This is a genomic window from Pseudomonas extremaustralis (assembly GCF_900102035.1).
In the GTDB taxonomy this organism is placed as follows: domain Bacteria; phylum Pseudomonadota; class Gammaproteobacteria; order Pseudomonadales; family Pseudomonadaceae; genus Aquipseudomonas; species Aquipseudomonas extremaustralis.
The window spans coordinates 4,996,142-5,015,915 of the sequence record NZ_LT629689.1 but is presented as its reverse complement, the minus strand read 5'-3'; the positions used below and the strand labels follow the sequence as shown (position 1 = coordinate 5,015,915).

Genomic DNA, 19,774 nt, shown 5'->3' with positions numbered 1-19,774 from the left:
CTCCCCCGAGGATTAAACGGTTGTGTCGACGGCTGTATCAGCCTTCGATCTCAATCAGGATTTCGCCAGGATTGACCCGGTCGCCCTTGGCCACGTGAACGGCAGTCACCTTGCCGGCAATCGCGGACTGCACTTCGGTTTCCATCTTCATCGCTTCGGTAATCAACACCGCCTGGCCGGCCTTGACCACGTCGCCCAGCTTGACCAGTACGTCGACGATATTGCCCGGCATCGCGGTGCTCACATGGCCCGGCTCGGTGGCTTGTTTGCGCTTGCTGCCGCCACCGCTGACGAACTCGTTGAGCGGTTCGAACACCACTTCTTCGGGCATGCCGTCGATGGACAGGTAGAAGTGACGCTTGCCTTCAGCCTTCACGCCAACACCAGTGATATCGACGCGATAGCTCTCGCCGTGTACGTCGATGACGAACTCGGTCGGCACGCCTTCGCCACCCATACGGGCCACGCCGCCGGCTTCCGGGATCGGCAGCAGCACTTCCGGGGTCAGGGTGCCGGCTTCGCGTTCTTCAAGGAACTTGCGGCCAATGTCCGGGAACATGGCGTAGGTCAGCACGTCTTCTTCGGATTTGGCCAGCGCGCCGATTTCACCGCGCAGCTTGCTCATTTCCGGCTTGAGCAGATCGGCCGGACGTACGTCGATCACCTCTTCGCTGCCAATGGCCTGGCGACGCAGTTTCTCGTCCACCGTGCCCGGCGCCTTGCCGTAGCCGCCTTGCAGGTACAGCTTCACTTCGTTGGTGATGGTCTTGTAACGCGCGCCGGCCAGCACGTTGAAGAACGCCTGGGTGCCGACGATCTGCGAGGTCGGCGTCACCAGCGGAGGGAAGCCGAGGTCTTCGCGCACCCGTGGGATTTCGGCCAGCACTTCGTTCATGCGGTTGAGCGCACCCTGCTCTTTCAGCTGGTTGGCCAGGTTGGAAATCATCCCGCCCGGTACCTGATTGACTTGTACGCGGGTGTCGACGGCGGTGAATTCGCTTTCGAACTGGTGATATTTCTTACGCACGGCATAGAAGTACAGGCCGATTTCCTGCAGCAGTTCCAAGTCGAGGCCGGTGTCGAATTCGCTGCCTTTAAGGGCGGCGACCATCGACTCGGTGCCTGGATGGCTGGTGCCCCAGGCGAAGCTGGAGATCGCGGTGTCGATGTGGTCGGCACCGTTTTCGATGGCCTTGAGTTGGCACATCGCAGCCAGACCTGCGGTGTCATGCGAATGGATGAACACCGGCAGGCTTTGCTCGGCCTTCAACGCCTTGACCAGTTCGCCGGTGGCGTATGGGGTCAGCAGGCCGGCCATGTCCTTGATCGCCACCGAGTCGCAGCCCATGGACTCCATTTGCTTGGCCTGGGCCACAAACGCGTCGATGGTGTGCACCGGGCTGGTGGTGTAGGCGATGGTGCCCTGGGCGTGCTTGCCGGCGGCTTTCACCGCTTCGATGGCCACGCGCAGGTTACGCACGTCGTTCATGGCGTCGAAGATGCGGAACACGTCGATACCGTTGACGGCAGCCTTGGCGACGAAGGCTTTGACCACGTCGTCGCTGTAGTGGCGATAGCCCAGCAGGTTCTGGCCGCGCAGCAGCATTTGCAGGCGCGTGTTAGGCAATGCGGCGCGCAGTTTGCGCAGGCGCTCCCACGGGTCTTCTTTCAGGAAGCGTACGCAGGCGTCGAAGGTCGCGCCGCCCCAGACTTCCAGGGACCAGTAGCCGACTTTGTCGAGCTTGTCGCAGATCGGCAGCATGTCATCGGTGCGCATGCGGGTGGCCAGCAACGATTGGTGAGCGTCGCGCAGGATGGTGTCGGTGACAAAGATCTTCTTGCTCATTGTTATATTCCTCACAGGCCTGCGTGGGCGGCGATGGCGGCGGCGATGGCCAGGGCCAGCTCTTCGGGTTTGCGCTTGATCGAGTAGTTGGTCAGCTCAGGGTGGCTTTCCACGAAACTGGTGTTGAACTGGCCGCTGCGGAATTCCGGGTTACGCAGGATTTCCTGGTAGTAGGCGGCGGTGGTCTTCACGCCTTGCAGGCGCATGTCATCCAGGGCACGCAGGCCGCGGTCCATGGCTTCTTCCCAGGTCAACGCCCACACCACCAGTTTCAGGCACATGGAGTCGTAGAACGGCGGGATGGTGTAGCCGGTGTAGATCGCCGTGTCGGTGCGCACGCCGGGGCCGCCGGGCGCGTAGTAACGGGTGATCTTGCCGAAGCTGGGCAGGAAGTTGTTCTTCGGGTCTTCGGCGTTGATGCGGAACTGCAACGCGAAACCACGGTGTTGGATGTCTTCCTGCTTGACCGACAACGGCAGGCCCGAAGCGATACGGATCTGCTCGCGGACGATGTCGATCCCGGTGATTTCTTCGGTGATGGTGTGCTCCACCTGCACCCGGGTGTTCATTTCCATGAAGTACACCTCGCCCTCGGCGAGCAGGAACTCCACGGTACCGGCGTTTTCGTAACCCACAGCCTTGGCCGCGCGCACCGACAGGTCGCCGATGTAGGCGCGCTGTTCAGGGGTCAGTTGCGGGCTTGGGGCGATTTCGATGAGCTTCTGGTTACGACGCTGGATCGAGCAATCGCGCTCGAACAAATGCACCACATTGCCAAAGCTGTCACCGAGGATCTGCGCCTCGATGTGCTTGGGATTGACGATGCACTTTTCCAGGAACACTTCCGCCGAACCGAAGGCCTTGGTGGCTTCGGAAATCACCCGAGGGAAGGCTTGTTCCAATTCTTCACGGCTGTTGCAACGACGAATGCCGCGACCGCCACCACCGGAGGTGGCCTTGAGCATCACCGGGTAACCGATGCGGTCGCCTTCGGTGAGCGCTTCGGCGATGTCGGCGACGTTGCCTTCGGTGCCGGGGGTGACCGGTACGCCGGCCTTGATCATGCTGCGGCGCGCTTCGGTCTTGTCGCCCATGCGGCGGATCACTTCAGCCGCCGGGCCGATGAACTTGATTCCACGTTCGGCGCAGATGTCCGCCAGTTCTGCGTTTTCCGACAGAAAACCGTAGCCGGGGTGCAACGCATCGCAACCGGTTTCCACCGCCAGGTTCACCAGCTTGCGTGGGTTCAGGTAGCCAGCCAGGGGCTCGGCACCGATGCTGTGGGCTTCGTCCGCACGTTTGACATGCAACGCATGGCGGTCGGCGTCGGAATAGACCGCGACCGAGCGGATGCCCATCTCGGCGCAAGCACGCACGATTCGTACGGCAATCTCACCACGGTTGGCGATCAGGATCTTTTTTATCACTTGGGAATTCCCTTGAGCCGATTGCTGCGTTCTTCGACCCGCTAGACCCGGGTCGGCGCGTGACTAAATGTTTCAAGCCAGTCGCGAGGCACACACTAAGCCCGTGAAGGGATTAACAAAAATCAATAATTATTGGGTCGTGCATAAGTAAAGACTTATAGTTGGCCGGACGACCTGGGGCGGGAGGCTTTAAATAATGCGTAAGTCATTGATGCGTATGACATTGCGTCAATTGCAGATCTTCAATGAAGTGTGCGATTTGCGTTCCTATAGCCGTGCGGCCGAGGAAATGTCTCTCACACAACCGGCCGTCAGCCTGCAAATTCGGCAGCTGGAAGAGCTGATCGGCCAGCCGTTATTCGATTACGTCGGCAAAAAACTCTATATGACCGAAGCCGCCGAAGCCTTGCAGCGGGCCAGCCGCGACATCTTCGGGCGCCTGGAAAACCTCGACATGCAACTGTCGGACATGCAGGGTTCACTGCAGGGCCAGTTGAAGCTGGCGGTGGAATCCAGCGCCAAATACTTCGTACCCCACCTGTTCGCCGCCTTCAAGCGCCAGCATCCGGAAGTGCAGCTGCACTTGACCGTGGTCAACCGCGCCCAGGTGATTCGCAGGCTTTCGGACAACCGCGACGACCTGGTGATCATGTCCATGGTGCCCCAGGACATGGGCCTGGAATTCCTGCCATTCCTGAACAACCCGATTGTGGCGGTGGCGCCGGCCGATCATCCGCTGAGTCATCAAGGGCCGCTGCACCTCAAGGATCTGGAGCCTTACACCCTGCTGCTGCGCGAACCGGGCTCCGGGACGCGGATGGCGTGCGAGGAGTACTTCAAGGAAAAGCGCGTGCACTTCACCCAAACGGTGGAAGTGGCGTCCGCCGAGGCGCAGCGCGAATGTGTGTGCGCCGGGTTGGGCGTGGCCTTGCTGACGCGCCACGCCGTCAACCTGGAACTGGCCACCGGCGGGCTCAAGGAGCTGCCGGTGGAAGAACTGCCGCTGTACCGCAGCTGGTGCCTGGTGCAAGCCAAGGCCAAGCGCCTGTCACCGGTGGCCCATGCGTTCCTGGGCTTTATCCGCAGCGAGCGGGTTCAGATCAGCGCGTTGGCTGAGCGCTTCGCTGGGCAGCCGCGGGTGCCTGCCAGTGCAGTTCGGGGTAGTCCGTGATGCTCTGGAGCAACTGGCGCTGATCGCAGCGATCTTCGATTGCGCGACGGAACGCCATGCGGCGCTGGTCTTCCTGCTGACGACGGGTTTTGACGGAGCTGTTGCTGTCTTCGTAGGGCCGGGCCATTTGGAGTCTCCCAATGCGAGTACGGGAGTTCAGAGTGAGCGCGAGGGATGACGGTTTGGCGGCGTGGGGGTTACAGGACGATGAATCTTCTGGATAGGTGAGGCATGCAAATGTGGGAAGGGGCTGACTCCCGATAGCGGTGGTTCAGTCGACGCACTCAGTGACTGACACACGGTCATCGGGAGCCAGCCCCTCCCACCTTTAGTCGTCGAGGGCTTTGACTGATTTGGGCGAGAGACGAAGGCTGCGCAAGCTGCGCTTGACGCTCTTGAGGTGGTTGACCAGGCTCGGGCCGCGCGCCATGGCCACGCCCATCGCCAGCACGTCGATCACCACCAGGTGGGCGATGCGTGAGGTCAGCGGGGTATAGATTTCGGTGTCTTCGTGCACATCGATCGCCAGGTTGACCGTGGACAGTTCCGCCAACGGCGTCTGGCTCGGGCACAAAGTGATCAGCGTGGCGCCGCTTTCACGCACCAGGTTGGCGGTGATCAGCAGGTCCTTGGAGCGGCCCGACTGGGAGATGCAGATGGCCACGTCGCTCGGTTTCAAGGTCACCGCCGACATCGCCTGCATGTGCGGGTCGCTGTAGGCGGCGGCGGTGAGCAGCAGGCGGAAGAATTTGTGCTGGGCATCCGCCGCCACCGCACCGGAGGCACCGAAGCCGTAGAACTCGACGCGCTGGGCCTGGGACATGGCGGTCACGGCTTTTTGCAGCGCCACCGGGTCGAGCTTCTCGCGCACTTCCATCAAGGTGTGCAGGGTGGTGTCGAAAATCTTCAGGCTGTAGTCGGCGACGGAATCGTCTTCGTGAATCGCGAACTGCCCGAAACTCGCACCGGCGGCCAGGCTTTGCGCCAGCCGGAGTTTCAAGTCCTGAAACCCGGAGCAACCAATGGCACGGCAGAAGCGCACGATGGTCGGCTCACTGATACCCACGCTGTGGGCCAGATCAGCCATGGAGCTGTGCATTACAGCCGCAGGATCAAGCAGCACGTGATCGGCAACCTTGAGTTCCGATTTGCGTAACAGGTGACGCGACTGGGCGATATGTTGCAACAGGTTCAAAGGGCAGGACTCTTGTGATTGGCAAGTGCCAGGGATGTAGCAAGCTTGTAGTTATACTACAAGAATTGCCGTTTTGCCCGTCCGATGCATCACTAAATCGCCCTGCCCGCCTTTGAATCTAAGGGTGGCGATGTTGTAGCCACACGGGCTTAAGGCGCGTCGCTAAGGAAAATCTGCATTTTCCCGTAACAAATCTGCCAACCCCTCGGCCTCCATCGGTCGGCTGATCAAGTAGCCCTGCACCTCATCGCAGCCCTCCCCTTCGAGGAAATCCAGCTGCTGCTGATCTTCCACGCCCTCGGCCACCACTTTGAGCGCCAGTCCATGCGCCATGGCAATGATCGCGCGGGTAATCGCCGCATCTTCGCGCCCCTCGCCGAGGCCGCGGATAAAGCTCTGGTCGATCTTCACGTAGTCCACGGGAATGCGCTTGAGGTAACTGAGCGACGAATAACCCGTGCCAAAGTCGTCAATGGCCAGCTTCACCCCCAGGTCGCGCAGTTGCTGGAAGGTGGCGATGATGTGTTCGACGCTGTCGAGCAGTTGGCTCTCGGTCAGTTCCAGCTCCAGGTATTGCGGGTCCAGGCCGGTTTCTTCCAGCACCTGGCGCACCAGGCTGACCAGCTTGCCCTGGCGCAACTGATGCACCGACAGGTTCACCGACACCCGAATCGGCGCCAGCCCCTGGCGCTGCCACTCGCACGCCTGCCAGCAGGCCTGGCGCAACACGAATTCGCCCAACGGTACGATCAGGCCGGTTTCTTCGGCCAGGCCGATGAAGTCGGCCGGCGGCACCGACCCCCACTGCGGATGCTCCCAGCGGATCAGCGCCTCGGCCGCGTTCAGCTTGCCGGTGGCCAGGCACAGTTTGGGTTGGTAGAACACCGTGAGCTGGCGCTCATCGATGGCCTTGCGCAGATGGTTTTCCAGTTGCAAGCGCTCCAGGGTGCTGGCTTGCAGGCTGTCGGTATAGAACTGGAAGTTATTGCCGCCCAGGTGCTTGGCGTGTTGCATGGCCATGTTCGACTGGCTGACCAATGCGGAAATTTCCCGCGCATTATCCGGCAACAGGCTCACGCCTATCGAGGCGCTGACCACCAGTTCATGCCCGTCCACCGTCACCGGTACCCGCAGCTTGGCCAGCAACCGCGTGGCCACCCGCGCCAGGCTCGACAGGTTGCCGTAGGCGTCGAACAGCACCGCAAATTCATCCCCGGACAGCCGCGCAATCGTGTCGGCCTCCGGCAAGGCATTGATCAGCCGGCGGGCGATCTTTTGCAGCAACTGGTCGGCGACTTCATGACCCAGGCTGTCATTGAGCAATTTAAAACGGTCAAGGTCGATGTGCAGCAACGCCAGGCTGCGCCCGCCCTGGCGCACACGCTGATGGGCCTCGCGCAGCCGTTCGCGGAACAGCGAGCGATTGGCCAGGCCGGTCAACTCATCGTAGTGAGTGAGGTAGCGCATGCGCTCCTCGGACTCACGCCGCGCCGATAAATCGGCAAAGAACCCGACGATATGGCTGATATTTCCGCGCACATCACGCACCACGTTCAGTTGCAGCCACTGTGGGTACAGCTCGCCGTTCTTGCGGGTTTCCACCAGTTCGCCCTGCCAGGTGCCATGGCTGAGCAGCGCCTGGCGGATCACCGGGAAGTGGCGCCGGGCATCGCGGCTGCACGGCAGCTCCACCACATTGCGCCCGAGCATGTCGTCGATATCGAAGCCGGTGACCCGACTGAAGGCCTGGTTGACGGCGATCAGCGCATAGTCCGGGTCCAGGATCACAATGCCTTCGCTGGCCGCTTCGAATACGGTCGAGGCCAGGCGCTGCTGTTCTTCCAACACTTTGCTCGCGCTGATGTCGCGGCGCGTACCGAGCATGCGCGTCACACGACCGCTGGGCGTACGTTCCACGGCGCGACCGCGGTCTTCGATCCACACCCAGTGACCATCGCCATGGCGCACGCGGTATTCCACTTGATAGTCGTCGCTGCGGCCCTTGAGGTGCTCCACCAGGGCACGCTTGAGCAACGGCAGGTCGTCGGGGTGCAGGCGTGGCTTGAGGTGGCCGAGCATTGCGGTGACGTAATCGGGCTCCAGGCCGAACAGCTCCTTGATCTGGGTGTGATGGACTTCGTCGGTCTGCAGGTTCCAGTCCCACAGGCCAAGCTCGCTGGCTTGCAAGGCCATGGCCAGGCGCGCTTCGCTCTTATTCAAGGCCAGGCTGGCGGCATCCAGTTCTTGGCTGCGCTGCGCCACGCGGTCCTGCAGGCCGATTTGCGCTTCACGCAGTTCCTGCTCGACCTGGCAGCGTTGCTCGACTTCACGCACCAGTTCCAGGTTCAACTGCTCGCTGCGCTGTTGTGCCTGCTGTAGATGTTCGATCAACGCCTGGTTCTGGAAGCGGCGCAACAACTCGCGCTGGATCAGGCGGTTGACCTGCCACGCCACCACACTCAAGGACGCCAGCAGGATCAGGCCGAGCACGCCCCACCCCTGTTGCTGCGCAGCGCCGTTCCAGAACAGATAGACAATGGCCGGCACCAGGCACGGCAGCGCAAATGACAGGAACGCCGGCAGGCTCACCGCGTAGGCGACGCTGGCGGACAACGTCGCCGCACCGATCAGGCCGAACACCCAGGCCTGTTGTGTAAAGCTGTCCACCGGCACCAGGGCAATGGCGGCGGTGGCCAGGGTCAGGCCACTGGCCGCCGAGCCGAGCATGAACATGCGCCGCCAGATCGGTTGGGCCTGGCGGCCGGGCATGGCCGAATCAAAGGCTGCCACCTGGATCACGCGCAACGCGACCAGGGCCAGCAGCCAGACCAGCCAGATGCTGTCGAGCAGGTAATGTTTGGGGTTCCAGATCAACCACGCGCAGACCAGGCCATTTACCAGCATCAATAAGGTCGGCAGCAGAGAACCCTGGTAGAGCAGACGCGTGCGTTCGACCGCTATCTCGGTAGCGTATTTATTGCGGATAACCTGCGCGGGCGCCGCCGTGGGGCTGAACAGGTCGGTGCTGAGGGTCATAGGCAGTGTTCTTATAATGGTGAGCCCGAAACGTCGACGGAGCATACACAAGCAAGCGCTCGCGCCAAACTGCTCCACGTCATAAAAAAACCGAGTCGCAGCGCGCCAACCTCGGGGCCAGACAGCTTGAGCAAGACGCTGCGCGGCCTGTGGCCCATGACCAACCAGTCATCAGTCCTGAGAGAAAAATCGCACGCTGCGGATCGCGCCGGTGATTTTCCGTCGACCACCCGGCATTGAGATTTGCCCCACTCCCCCGGGGGCCATAGAATGCGCCGATGCGCGATGACCTCTCCCTTCTGCTGAACTCCCTCAACGATGCCCAACGCCAGGCCGTAGCCGCCCCCGTTGGCCGTCAGTTGGTCCTGGCCGGTGCTGGCTCCGGTAAAACCCGAGTGCTGGTGCACCGTATCGCCTGGTTGATCCAGGTCGAAAACGCGTCCCCGCATTCCATCCTGTCGGTGACCTTCACCAACAAGGCCGCTGCCGAGATGCGTCACCGCATCGAGCAGTTGATGGGCATCAGCCCGGCCGGCATGTGGGTAGGCACCTTCCACGGCCTGGCGCACCGCCTGCTGCGGGCACACTGGCAGGAAGCGGGCCTTGCCCAGACCTTCCAGATCCTCGACAGCGACGACCAGCAACGCTTGGTCAAGCGCGTGATCCGCGAGCTGGGCCTGGACGAACAGCGCTGGCCGGCGCGCCAGGCGCAATGGTTCATCAACGGCCAGAAAGACGAAGGCCTGCGCCCGCAACATATCCAGGCCAGCGGCGACCTGTTCCTGGCCACCATGCGCAGCATTTATGAAGCCTACGAGGCCGCCTGTGTCCGGGCCGGCGTCATCGACTTCTCCGAACTGCTGCTGCGCGCCCTCGACCTGTGGCGCGACAACCCCGGTTTGCTGGCCCATTACCAGAAACGCTTCCGGCACATTCTGGTGGACGAGTTCCAGGACACCAACGCCGTGCAATACGCCTGGTTGCGCCTGCTGGCCAAAGGCGGCGACAGCCTGATGGTGGTGGGCGACGACGACCAGTCGATCTATGGCTGGCGCGGCGCGAAAATCGAGAACATCTACCAGTATTCCGAAGACTTCCCCGACGCGGTCACCATCCGCCTGGAGCAGAACTACCGCTCCACCGCCGGTATCCTCAAGGCCGCCAACGCCTTGATCGCCAATAACACCGGGCGCCTGGGCAAAGAGCTGTGGACCGACGGCGGCGAAGGCGAAGCGATCAACCTGTACGCGGCGTTCAACGAGCACGACGAAGCGCGCTACGTGGTGGAAACCATCGAAAGCGCGCTGAAAACCGGCTTGGCGCGCAGCGATATCGCGATCCTGTACCGTTCCAACGCCCAATCGCGGGTGCTGGAAGAAGCGCTGCTGCGCGAACGCATCCCGTACCGCATTTACGGCGGCCAGCGCTTCTTCGAGCGCGCCGAAATCAAGAACGCCATGGCCTACCTGCGCCTGCTGGAAGGCCGTGGCAACGATGCGGCGCTGGAACGGGTAATCAATATCCCGGCACGCGGCATCGGCGAAAAAACCGTTGAAGCGATCCGCGATCATGCACGCCATGCCGATGTGTCGATGTGGGAAGCCATGCGCTTGCTGATCGCCAATAAAGGCCTGACCGGCCGTGCTGCCGGGGCGTTGGGTGTGTTTGTCGAGCTGATCGAGAACCTGGCGGCCAAGTGCGCGGACATGCCCCTGCATTTGATGACCCAGACCGTGATCGAGCAGTCCGGGCTGATTGCCTATCACGAAGCGGAAAAAGGCGAGAAAGGCCAGGCTCGGGTGGAAAACCTTGAGGAACTGGTCAGCGCCGCCCGTGCGTTCGAGAACACCGAGGAAGACGAAGAGCTGACGCCGCTGGCGGCGTTCCTCGGCCACGCCTCGCTGGAAGCCGGCGATACCCAGGCTGACGAGCATGAAGACAGCATCCAGTTGATGACCTTGCACAGCGCCAAGGGCCTGGAGTTTCCGTATGTGTTCCTGGTGGGCATGGAAGAAGGCCTGTTCCCCCACAAGATGAGCCTGGAAGAACCCGGTCGCCTTGAAGAAGAACGCCGCCTGGCCTACGTGGGCATCACCCGGGCGATGCAGAACCTGGTGATGACCTACGCCGAGACCCGACGCCTGTACGGCAGCGAGACCTACAACAAGGTGTCGCGCTTCGTACGTGAGGTTCCGAAGGGGCTGATCCAGGAAGTGCGCCTGTCCAACAGCGTCAGCCGTCCGTTCGGCGGAGGCCAGCAGCAGAACTCCAGCAGCCTGTTTGCCGGCTCCGAGATTCCGGAAACCCCATTCAGCCTTGGCCAGCAGGTCAGGCACGCGGTCTTCGGCGAAGGCGTGATCCTCAACTTCGAAGGCTCGGGCGCCCAGGCGCGGGTACAGGTGAACTTCGCCGAAGGCAGCAAGTGGCTGATGATGGGCTACGCGAAGCTCGAAGCGGTCTGACACGCCTCTACACCTCTGGAGCGAGCTTGCTCGCGAAGATCGCCAACGATAACGCAGGCATCCTGGATGAATGCGTTGTCTGGATTTTTTTCGCGAGCAAGCTCGCTCCTACAAGGGCGGTTGAGCATGAAGGTTTCGTGTCTGCTCTTGTTTTTGGCGCGTGCGGGCCAATATCTGTAACTAGTCCTACAGACCCTTCGGATTCTGTCTTACGCAAAAGCCCGAAACATTATGCCGCTAGCCACTGTCACTCCACCTGTGCAACATGGCGCGCGTGCAATCCACAAATGGGAATTCCCTTTATGAAACGTTTTCTTAGCATCGCCATGGCGTTGTGCATCGGCCTGACGATGAGCCTCGACGCCAACGCCAAGCGCTTCGGTGGCGGCAAAAGCATGGGCTCGGCACCGACTCACCAGACCAGCCAAATGGCTCCATCCGCCGGTGTCGGCGGTGCTGCCGCCACTGCAGGCGCAGCCGGTGCCGCTGGCGCTGCTGCCAAGGCCGGCGGTGCTTCGCGCTGGCTGGGCCCTCTGGCCGGCATCGCAGCCGGTGGCCTGCTCGCTTCCATGTTCATGGGCGGCGGCTTCCAGGGCATGCAGATCTTCGACATCCTGATCATGGCGGTCATCGCCTTCCTGATCTTCCGCTTTATCGCCGCCCGTCGTCGCAAGCAGCAGGAGCACATGGCTCCAGCCGGCGCGCCAATGCAGCGTGAAGTGTTCGAGCAGAAGCCTGCCATGGGTTCGATCTTCGGTGGTTCGGCCGCACCGGCTGCCGCTCGTCCGGTGATCAACGCACCAGCCTGGTTCAACGAAGAGCGTTTCGTCGAAGCGGCCCGCAGCCACTTCCAGTCCCTGCAGCAACACTGGGACGCCAACGAAATGGACAAGATCGCCGAATTCGTGACCCCGCAATTGCTGGAGTTCCTCAAGCGCGAACGCGCCGATCTGGGCGACGGCTTCCAGTCGACCTACATCGACGACCTGCGTGTTCAGCTGGAAGGTGTGGATGATCGCGCCGACAAGACCATCGCCACCCTGACCTTCAGCGGTGTGTCGAAGACCTCGCGTTTCGACCAGGGCGAAGTGTTCAGCGAAAGCTGGAACATGGAACGTGCCCAGGGCGACAACCAGCCATGGCTGGTCGCCGGTATCCGCCAGAACGGCTGATCCCTGCACGTATGAGCAAGCCGTAACAAAAACCCCGGACATGTCCGGGGTTTTCTATTTCACGGTTGCACTTATAGCGAGCTACTGTATAAAACGCCCCTATAAACCGCGCCATCTAGCAAGAGGATCCAGGCCGTGGAAGAAGTCATCGAACAATTGCGTGAAGCCAACGAACCGGTCCCGGTTCCTCTGGAACTGCCTGACGAAGACCAACTGGTGGAGATCGAAGAACAACTGTTCATCGACATCCCGTTTGTCTTCCGCGAATTTCTCCTGCACGTCAGCGATGTGGTGTACGGCAGCCTCGAGCCGGTGACCGTCACCGACCCGCAGTCTCACACCTACCTGCCCGACGTAGCGGCCAACGCTTGGGATGCCGGCGTCGATCGCAGCATGATCCCGATCTGCCAGGACGGCGACGACTACTACTGCGTGGAAGAAGACGGCACCGTGGTGTTGTGGTCCGGCGAAGAAGAAATCGTCACCGAAGAAACCTGGGAATCGGTGTGGCACTGGGCACGGGACGTCTGGCTGGAAAGCTGAGCCCCGTTTATGTGGCGAGGAAGCTTGCTCCCGCTAGACCGGGAAGCAGCCCCACCAGTGAATACGCCAGGCCAGCATGCCATCAATGCTCCGGCGTATCCTTGTGGTTATCCAGTGTCTCCAGCAAAGCGACCTGCATCCGCGTATGCACGCGGATGAACCAGCGCCAGAGCACGGCCGCCACCGCCGCAGCGACCACGGCGATCAGCATCAGCAACTTGTTGGTCGGCAGAATACTGGCCGACAACGCGGCCAATAGCAGGAAAATCACCAGCAGCGACAGGATCGGAATCACCTCGGCGATCACCCGTCGCACGCGCTGGGTATGCCGCCCGGCCATTTCCGGCTTCACGCTCATCTCTGCCAGTAGCATCGACAGCGCCTTGAGCTTGCGGTACGCCGCAATCAGAAACGGCAGCGACAACAGCAACGCCCCACCCCAGATCAATGCCTTCTGCCAGCTCGGGTCACCAATCCAACCCTCCAGATACCCGCCGATACGCGCCGCAAAATAGCCGCCGGCGAAGAAGATCGCCACCACCAGCGCCAGGTTCACCCCCACTTGCAGGATGATCCTGCGGATCATCGACGCCAGCATCGCCCCCTCGCCCTGAGGTTGAATGCTGCGTAGCCATTCGCCATACATCCCGAATACCCGGCTCATGCGCTTGGGTATCACGGCGGCAATCTTCAATGACAGCGGATCGGCACCGCGAATCAGGTATGGCGTGAGCAGCGTGGTAATCGCCGATACGGCCACCGCTACCGGGTAGAGAAAGTCGCTGGTCACCTGCAAGGTCATGCCCAGCGCGGCAATGATGAAGGAAAATTCGCCAATCTGTGACAGCCCCATGCCCACCCGCAATGAGGTCCGGCCATCATTGCCGGCGATAAACGCACCGATGCCGCAGGACAGCATCTTGCCCAGCACCACCGCCACGGTAATCACCGCAATCGGCCAGGCGTATTGCAGCAGGATCTGCGGGTCGATCATCAAACCAATGGCGACAAAGAAGATGGCGCTGAACATGTCGCGAACCGGCTCGATCAGGCGTTCGATCTTAATCAACTGGCGGGATTCGGCCATGATCGCGCCGATCAGGAACGCACCCAGCACCATGCTGTACTCCAGCTTTACCACCAGCAGGCAGAAGCCGAAACACAGGCCCAGCACGGTGATCAGCAACATCTCGTTGCTTTCGAACCTGGCCACGTAGGCGAGCAGGCGCGGCACCAGCAGAATGCCGATGACCAGCGCGACGATCATGAACAGCGAGAGCTTGCCGACCGTGGAGAACACCTCGCCGGAGCTGACCGTACCGCTGACGGCGATGCTCGACAGCAAGGCGATGATGCCGATACCAAGGATGTCTTCCACGATCAGCACGCCGAAAATCAGCTGGGCGAAGCGCTGGTTTTTCATCTTCAAGTCATTGAGGGCCTTGACGATGATGGTGGTGGAGGAAATCGCCAGGATCGCGCCGAGGAACAGCGAGTCCATGGTGTTCCAGCCGAACCAGCGGCCGATCTCGTAGCCGATCCAGATCATCAGGACGATTTCCAGGAAGGCCGCGATAAACGCGGTGGCGCCGACCTTGAACAGTTTGCGCAGGCTGAATTCCAGGCCCAGGCAGAACATCAGGAAGATCACCCCCAGCTCGGCGAGGGTCTTGATCGTGCCTTCGTCGTGGATCAGGCCGAATGGCGGGGTGTGGGGGCCGATAATGAAGCCGGCGACGATATACCCCAGCACCACGGGTTGCTTGAGGCGGTGAAACAGAATGGTGACAACCCCGGCCACCAGCATGATCACGGCCAGATCCTGGATAAAGCTGATGGCGTGCATGGCGAGGGGCTCCTTGAGGGTACTGGGGCTTTTCCCACTTCTGCACGCGCCTTTGTACGGTCGCAAAGCGCGGAAGGAAAAGTCTGCCTTGATCGTAAGAAAATGCCTCGAGATGGGCTTTTGAAGGTTAACACCGCGACTTCTGACGAAAAGCCGGTGCAATATATGGAAACAGATCGCTGCACGCGTGACGGCAAGCCACCCGCTGGCGTCCCGTTAGGGATGACACTGCAAAGATTCCAGCATCCGCAGAGGTGCACCCCAACCAATGCCTACAGACCGTGAGTGTGTTATGGAACCCGGAAATGCCCAGCTGTCGATGACCGTATTGATGACCCCCGACATGGCCAACTTCTCTGGCAATGTCCATGGCGGCACCCTGCTCAAGTACCTCGACGAAGTGGCTTACGCCTGTGCGAGCCGTTATGCCGGTCGCTATGTGGTGACGTTGTCGGTGGACCAGGTGATTTTTCGCGAGCCGATCCATGTCGGTGAGCTGGTGACCTTCCTCGCGTCGGTCAACTACACCGGCCACACGTCGATGGAAGTGGGCATCAAGGTGGTCACCGAAAACATTCGCGAGCGTTCGGTGCGCCATACCAACAGCTGCTTCTTCACCATGGTGGCCGTGGACGATCAGCGCAAACCGGCGGCTGTCCCACCGTTGCAACCACACAACAGTGAAGACAAGCGCCGGTTCGTACAGGCCAAGCAACGTCGGCAGATTCGCCAGGAGCTGGAGAAGCGCTACCAGGAAATCAAGGACGACGCGCCATAAGTCTGGATTTGTAAACCCGCTCCATTGGGCCTTGTGTGGTTACAGGCCGATCGGCGTGGCTTCGAACCGCACGCGAGGATGGGCAATGCGATCCTGGGCACGCACCAGTTCCAGTTCGTAACTGGCGCAGGCCTGGGTTTCCAGCAGCACCTCGTGGACCGCTGCGGCGGTGAATTCAAAGGCCGCCAGCAGGCTGTCGCCCAACAATACCCGCGCCAGGAACAGCCCCGAGGTCAGGTCGCCCACGCCCACCGGCTGACGCGGGAACGCCAACAGTGGGCGACGCAGGTGCCAGCTGCCTTCATTCGTCACCAGCAGCATCTCGAAACCATCCGGCAGCTTGCCTGGATAATCCAAGTGCTTGACCAATACCGCTTTCGGCCCGCGCACCAGCAACGCCTTGGCCATTGCCAGGCAATCGAACAGTGATTGCGGCTTGCGCCCGGCGAAGCTGTCCAGTTCCAGTTGGTTGGGACACAGGAAATCGGCCATGGCCGCGGCTTCATCCAGCAGGAAATCGCTGACCTCCTGGGGCACGATGCAGCCTTTTTCCGGGTGGCCCATGACCGGGTCGCACAGGTACAGGGCCTTGGGGTTGATGGCTTTGATGCGCGCCACGCCGGTAAGGATCGCCCGCCCCTGGTCCGCACTGCCGAGGTAGCCGGACAGGATGGCGTCGCAGTTGCCCAATTCACCGATCGCGGCAATGCCTTCGATCAAGGCCGGAATCTGCTGCGGCGCCAATACTTCGCCCGCCCAGTGGCCATACTGGGTATGGTTGGAAAATTGCACCGTGTTCAACGGCCAGACGTTCACCCCGACCCGCTGCATGGGGAACACGGCGGCGCTGTTTCCGGCGTGGCCAAAGACCACATGAGACTGGATCGCAAGCAGATGAGGTGTGCGTTTCATGCAGGAAATTTCCGTAAAACCATTGAAATTCTGGTCGCGCAGTATGCGACCAAACACAGCCTGTACGACAGACCGGCGACACAGTTAAGCTGCTCTCACTTTGTTGGAGTCTTTTCGCATGCTGACCCTGGGAAATATCTTCGTGTTGATGCTGCTGGCGACTGGCGCTGCCTGGGTGTGGCACAACCACGGCCTGCGCGAGCGTGCGCTGGAACGGGTCAAGCAACATTGCGCCAAGCTCGATATCGAACTGCTCGACGGCGCGGTAGCGCTCAAGCGCATCGGCTTTGTGAAGGATGCCAGCGGTCGGCGGCGCCTGGCGCGTGTGTACAATTTCGAATTCACCGTCACCGGCGAGGCCCGCCATCCGGGGACCATCACTCAATTCGGCGCCCATAGCGCGCAGATCGAACTGGCGCCCTACCCCTTCGAAATCAAGACGCCGCTACCGAGCGCCGAAGTGATCGAACTCAGCCAATGGCGCCAGGACCACGCCACCAAGAACCGTCACTGACGGCAGGCAGCCAGCGCACGCTGCAACGCGGCCACGTCCTGAGGCGTGCTGAAGATCAATTCCATGCGTGAATCGCGCCGCCATTCGCTGGGTTGCCAGGTGATCGCGCTGTTATCCACCGAGTTGCACGAGACCCAGCCTCCGGCGCTGTGGATAACCAGCTTGGCGCGTCGCCACTCAAGGCTTTGCAGCCATTGAGACAGGCGCCGGGGATCGAATTGCTGACTTGGGTGCCAGCGCCAGCCAATACTCCAGCCTCCCTCCTGGGCCTGGCTCAAGCAGATCGGCTGTATGGGATCGCTCCAGATCGCCGGCATTTGCGCCAGGCTTCTGGGCGCTTCGAAGTTATCCACAGCCGCTCCGGCTTGCGCGTCCAAGCCGGGCAACCGTTGCAGAGGCAAGTGCGCCTGATGCGTCCAGTACAACGGGCAATCGGGTAACTGTCGTTCGATTGCCTGGCGCTGCTGCTCGTCCAGCGCCTCATCTTTGTTCAAGACCAGCAACCCGGCGGCGCTCAGCGCCTCCTGCTGCGCAGGCGGCAAGGCTTTGCCCGCCGCCAGGGCCTGGGCATCCAACACCAGCACGCAGGGCTGAACCGCCAGCACGTTCTGCCACGGCGCCTCCCGCAGTTGCTTGAGCAGTTGCGCCGGATGGCCCAGGCCGGAGGGCTCGATAAACAGACGATCAGGCTTGGCCTTACGCAGCAAGCGCCCGAGTCCTACCTGGAACGGCGCCCCATTCACACAGCACAAACAGCCTCCGGCGACTTCACCCAGGGCAATACCGTCGTCATCCAGGGTCAACAGTGCGGCATCCAGGCCTATCTGCCCGAACTCATTGATCAATACGGCCCAACGCTCGTTGGCCGGGCGTTGGGCGAGCAGGTGCTTGATCAGACTGGTCTTGCCAGCGCCCAAGGGCCCGGCAATCACGTGGGTGGGAATATTCTGCAGCATGAGAGGCATCATTCGGACCGTGTAGAGAGCTTGATCCTACCCGGTTATGCCAACCAATCCAGCGTCAGGATCAAGCGTCGTTCGTCGGCCTTCAGGGCCGGCGAACGGTGGATCAGGCCGTAGTCTTCATTGCCGTGCCATTTGGTACCTTTGAGCAGGGCGACTTCGCCAGAGTGAATCTGTTCGATGCACGCGGTCGGTTCGGCCTGCGGCTGGCTCAATCTGCGACGGTCCATCACGCCTTCACGCAACCATTGGCTGCCGATGCCGGCATAGGTGGTGATCAGCCGCACCGGCACATGATCCACGTGAAAACGCGGGCACATGGCCTTGTCCAACAGCCGCAGGCGCACGCCGATGCGTTTGGCGCCGAGCAGGCAGGCAAAGGCGCTGACCAGCCACGACACATCGGCGATAAAGCCTTCATAGCCTTCAAGATCGCGACAACCGGGCGCCAATCCCTGCAAGTTCGGCGCGGCGTCTTCGCTGTTCAGCTCGATCACCAGGGATTCGGCCAACGGCTCATCGAGCGCCACCAGCAAGGCGCCGAATTCGGCGATGTGCAACGGCAATTGGCGCTGCCATAGCGCCAGGTTGACGCCGTCTTCAAGGATGTCGGACAGCGCCAGCGGGGTGTCACCGCGGGTCTGGCGGACCACGGCGCGCAGGGGAGTGGCTGGGGCCAGCATCAGGCGGCCGCCTCTTCATACCAAGGGCCAAACGGGTCGGCCAGTAAACGCCAACCTTCGACGCCCAGGGCCATTTCTTCGTCGGTGAGCAGGCAGGCGTCCAGCTCGGCACGCATCTGCGCGAAGTCGATGTTTTGCCCGATAAACACCAGTTCCTGGCGGCAGTCGCCGGTGCTCAGTTGCCAGTTGCCCATGATCGCGGCGACGCTTTCTTCGTCCTGGGGCCATTGGTTTTTCGGCACAAAGCGCCACCAGCGCCCGGCAAACCCATGGCGCATCAACCCACCGGCCTGGGACCAACTGCCCGCATCCCGGTGCTTGCTGGCCAGCCAGAAAAAGCCCTTGGAGCGCAGCAGTTTGCCGTTGATCCACGGGCGGTCGATAAAGTCGAAGAAGCGCTGCGGATGAAACGGACGGCGGGCCCGATAGGCGGTGGAAGCGATGCCGTACTCTTCGGTTTCCGGTACATGCTCGCCACGCAGTTCCTGCAACCAGCCTGGGGCCTGGGCGGCGCGTTCGAAGTCGAAACGCCCGGTGTTGAGGATCTTGTCCAGCGGCACTTCGCCCATGACCATTGGGATGATTTGCGCCTGGGCATTCAGGCGTTCAAGGATCGCCATCAGTTCTTCACGTTCGTGGCTGCTGATCAGGTCAATCTTGCTGATCAGGATCACATCGGCGAATTCGATCTGCTCGATCAGCAAGTCCGTGATGGAGCGCTCATCCTCTTCGCCGAGGGTTTCGCCGCGTGAAGCCAGGCTTTCTGCGGCCTGATAGTCGAGCAGGAAGTTCACGCCGTCGACCACGGTGACCATGGTGTCCAGGCGGGCGATATCGGCCAGGCTTTGCTCGTTTTCGTCGCGGAAGGTGAAGGTCTCGGCCACGGGCAATGGTTCGGAGATCCCGGTGGATTCGATCAACAGGTAATCGAACCGACCTTCCTTGGCGAGTTTTCCGACTTCTTCGAGCAAGTCTTCACGCAAGGTGCAGCAGATGCAGCCGTTGCTCATCTCCACCAGTTTTTCTTCGGCGCGATTGAGGGTGACGTCGCGCTGGACCTCGCTGCCGTCGATGTTGATTTCGCTCATGTCGTTGACGATGACCGCGACGCGCAGGTTGTCGCGGTTGCGCAGTACATAGTTGAGCAGCGTGCTTTTACCGGCGCCGAGAAAGCCGGACAACACGGTAACGGGAAGGCGATTGGGCATCAGGTCATTCTCATCAGGC

General features: G+C 61.3%; 16 protein-coding genes. 6 read left to right on the top strand and 10 right to left on the bottom strand.

The genetic code is table 11. The features are described 5' to 3' along the window. Positions 1-37: 37 nt before the first annotated feature. Complete coding sequence (gene oadA / locus BLR63_RS23000; protein ID WP_010565911.1) at positions 38-1,846, bottom strand: sodium-extruding oxaloacetate decarboxylase subunit alpha; 1,809 nt, start codon at positions 1,844-1,846, stop codon at positions 38-40. 11 nt (positions 1,847-1,857) lie between these two features. Further along, a complete protein-coding gene (locus tag BLR63_RS22995) occupies positions 1,858-3,273 on the bottom strand; it encodes an acetyl-CoA carboxylase biotin carboxylase subunit (RefSeq protein WP_010565910.1) in 1,416 nt (471 codons plus the stop codon). A 196-nt stretch (positions 3,274-3,469) separates the two neighbouring features. Here BLR63_RS22995 and BLR63_RS22990 point away from each other — a divergent pair, with 196 nt between their 5' ends. Then, positions 3,470-4,444, top strand: coding sequence for a LysR family transcriptional regulator (locus BLR63_RS22990; protein WP_010565909.1), 975 nt, complete (start codon positions 3,470-3,472; stop codon positions 4,442-4,444). On the opposite strand, the gene BLR63_RS31955 is transcribed toward BLR63_RS22990, so the two are convergent. The 3 genes from BLR63_RS31955 to BLR63_RS22975 all read right to left on the bottom strand — a co-directional run bounded on the left by BLR63_RS31955 (position 4,374) and on the right by BLR63_RS22975 (position 8,675). After that, positions 4,374-4,571, bottom strand: a complete 198-nt coding sequence (locus tag BLR63_RS31955; RefSeq protein ID WP_078834858.1) for a PA3496 family putative envelope integrity protein — start codon at positions 4,569-4,571, stop codon at positions 4,374-4,376. The two genes, BLR63_RS22990 and BLR63_RS31955, sit on opposite strands and share 71 nt — an antisense overlap. 201 nt (positions 4,572-4,772) lie before the next feature. Next, positions 4,773-5,639 (bottom strand): transcriptional regulator HexR, encoded by an 867-nt coding sequence (hexR, locus tag BLR63_RS22980; RefSeq protein ID WP_010565908.1) that lies wholly within the window; start codon positions 5,637-5,639, stop codon positions 4,773-4,775. A 162-nt stretch (positions 5,640-5,801) separates the two neighbouring features. After that, positions 5,802-8,675, bottom strand: a complete 2,874-nt coding sequence (locus tag BLR63_RS22975; RefSeq protein WP_010565907.1) for a GGDEF domain-containing phosphodiesterase — start codon at positions 8,673-8,675, stop codon at positions 5,802-5,804. 278 nt (positions 8,676-8,953) lie between these two features. On the opposite strand from BLR63_RS22975, the gene uvrD reads away from it, so the two are divergent. The 3 genes from uvrD to BLR63_RS22960 all read left to right on the top strand — a co-directional run bounded on the left by uvrD (position 8,954) and on the right by BLR63_RS22960 (position 12,852). Next, complete coding sequence (gene uvrD / locus BLR63_RS22970; RefSeq protein WP_010565906.1) at positions 8,954-11,137, top strand: DNA helicase II; 2,184 nt, start codon at positions 8,954-8,956, stop codon at positions 11,135-11,137. Between the two features lie 302 nt (positions 11,138-11,439). Continuing rightward, positions 11,440-12,309: a Tim44 domain-containing protein gene (locus BLR63_RS22965; protein WP_010565905.1), complete on the top strand. Its 870-nt coding sequence runs from the start codon at positions 11,440-11,442 to the stop codon at positions 12,307-12,309. Positions 12,310-12,444: 135 nt separating this feature from the next. Next, positions 12,445-12,852: an SMI1/KNR4 family protein gene (locus BLR63_RS22960; protein ID WP_010565904.1), complete on the top strand. Its 408-nt coding sequence runs from the start codon at positions 12,445-12,447 to the stop codon at positions 12,850-12,852. An 82-nt stretch (positions 12,853-12,934) separates the two neighbouring features. On the opposite strand, the gene BLR63_RS22955 is transcribed toward BLR63_RS22960, so the two are convergent. After that, positions 12,935-14,698 carry a cation:proton antiporter gene (locus BLR63_RS22955; RefSeq protein WP_010565903.1) on the bottom strand — a complete coding sequence of 588 codons (1,764 nt, stop codon included), beginning with the start codon at positions 14,696-14,698 and terminating at the stop codon, positions 12,935-12,937. Positions 14,699-14,990: 292 nt separating this feature from the next. Here BLR63_RS22955 and BLR63_RS22950 point away from each other — a divergent pair, with 292 nt between their 5' ends. Beyond that, the gene (locus BLR63_RS22950) at positions 14,991-15,476 is read left to right on the top strand and encodes an acyl-CoA thioesterase (RefSeq protein ID WP_010565902.1); all 486 of its coding nucleotides are present in this window, start codon (positions 14,991-14,993) and stop codon (positions 15,474-15,476) included. A 39-nt stretch (positions 15,477-15,515) separates the two neighbouring features. Here the strand turns inward: BLR63_RS22950 and pdxY are convergent, their stop codons facing one another. Next, positions 15,516-16,388, bottom strand: coding sequence for a pyridoxal kinase PdxY (pdxY, locus tag BLR63_RS22945; protein ID WP_010565901.1), 873 nt, complete (start codon positions 16,386-16,388; stop codon positions 15,516-15,518). A 118-nt stretch (positions 16,389-16,506) separates the two neighbouring features. Here pdxY and BLR63_RS22940 point away from each other — a divergent pair, with 118 nt between their 5' ends. Beyond that, positions 16,507-16,902 carry a DUF3301 domain-containing protein gene (locus BLR63_RS22940; RefSeq protein WP_010565900.1) on the top strand — a complete coding sequence of 132 codons (396 nt, stop codon included), beginning with the start codon at positions 16,507-16,509 and terminating at the stop codon, positions 16,900-16,902. Here the strand turns inward: BLR63_RS22940 and BLR63_RS22935 are convergent. Genes BLR63_RS22935 through zigA form a run of 3 tightly spaced genes read right to left on the bottom strand, consistent with a single transcriptional unit; the run spans position 16,896 to position 19,755 of the window. Next, entirely contained in the window at positions 16,896-17,858 is a 963-nt protein-coding gene (locus BLR63_RS22935; RefSeq protein ID WP_010565899.1) for a CobW family GTP-binding protein, read from the bottom strand. The genes BLR63_RS22940 and BLR63_RS22935 overlap by 7 nt on opposite strands. 44 nt (positions 17,859-17,902) lie before the next feature. Next, the gene (locus BLR63_RS22930; RefSeq protein ID WP_010565898.1) at positions 17,903-18,547 is read right to left on the bottom strand and encodes a DUF1826 domain-containing protein; all 645 of its coding nucleotides are present in this window, start codon (positions 18,545-18,547) and stop codon (positions 17,903-17,905) included. Further along, entirely contained in the window at positions 18,547-19,755 is a 1,209-nt protein-coding gene (zigA, locus tag BLR63_RS22925) for a zinc metallochaperone GTPase ZigA (protein WP_010565897.1), read from the bottom strand. The genes BLR63_RS22930 and zigA overlap by 1 nt, the downstream gene beginning before the upstream one ends. Positions 19,756-19,774: the final 19 nt, after the last annotated feature.

Coding starts and splice junctions, on each gene's coding strand:
- oadA (WP_010565911.1), bottom strand. CDS start 1,846: ATGAGCAAGAAGATCTTTGTCACCGACACCATCCTGCGCGACGCTCAC.
- BLR63_RS22990 (WP_010565909.1), top strand. CDS start 3,470: ATGCGTAAGTCATTGATGCGTATGACATTGCGTCAATTGCAGATCTTC.
- BLR63_RS31955 (WP_078834858.1), bottom strand. CDS start 4,571: ATGGCCCGGCCCTACGAAGACAGCAACAGCTCCGTCAAAACCCGTCGT.
- BLR63_RS22975 (WP_010565907.1), bottom strand. CDS start 8,675: ATGACCCTCAGCACCGACCTGTTCAGCCCCACGGCGGCGCCCGCGCAG.
- uvrD (WP_010565906.1), top strand. CDS start 8,954: ATGCGCGATGACCTCTCCCTTCTGCTGAACTCCCTCAACGATGCCCAA.
- BLR63_RS22965 (WP_010565905.1), top strand. CDS start 11,440: ATGAAACGTTTTCTTAGCATCGCCATGGCGTTGTGCATCGGCCTGACG.
- BLR63_RS22955 (WP_010565903.1), bottom strand. CDS start 14,698: ATGCACGCCATCAGCTTTATCCAGGATCTGGCCGTGATCATGCTGGTG.
- BLR63_RS22950 (WP_010565902.1), top strand. CDS start 14,991: ATGGAACCCGGAAATGCCCAGCTGTCGATGACCGTATTGATGACCCCC.
- pdxY (WP_010565901.1), bottom strand. CDS start 16,388: ATGAAACGCACACCTCATCTGCTTGCGATCCAGTCTCATGTGGTCTTT.
- BLR63_RS22940 (WP_010565900.1), top strand. CDS start 16,507: ATGCTGACCCTGGGAAATATCTTCGTGTTGATGCTGCTGGCGACTGGC.
- BLR63_RS22935 (WP_010565899.1), bottom strand. CDS start 17,858: ATGCTGCAGAATATTCCCACCCACGTGATTGCCGGGCCCTTGGGCGCT.
- BLR63_RS22930 (WP_010565898.1), bottom strand. CDS start 18,547: ATGCTGGCCCCAGCCACTCCCCTGCGCGCCGTGGTCCGCCAGACCCGC.
- zigA (WP_010565897.1), bottom strand. CDS start 19,755: ATGCCCAATCGCCTTCCCGTTACCGTGTTGTCCGGCTTTCTCGGCGCC.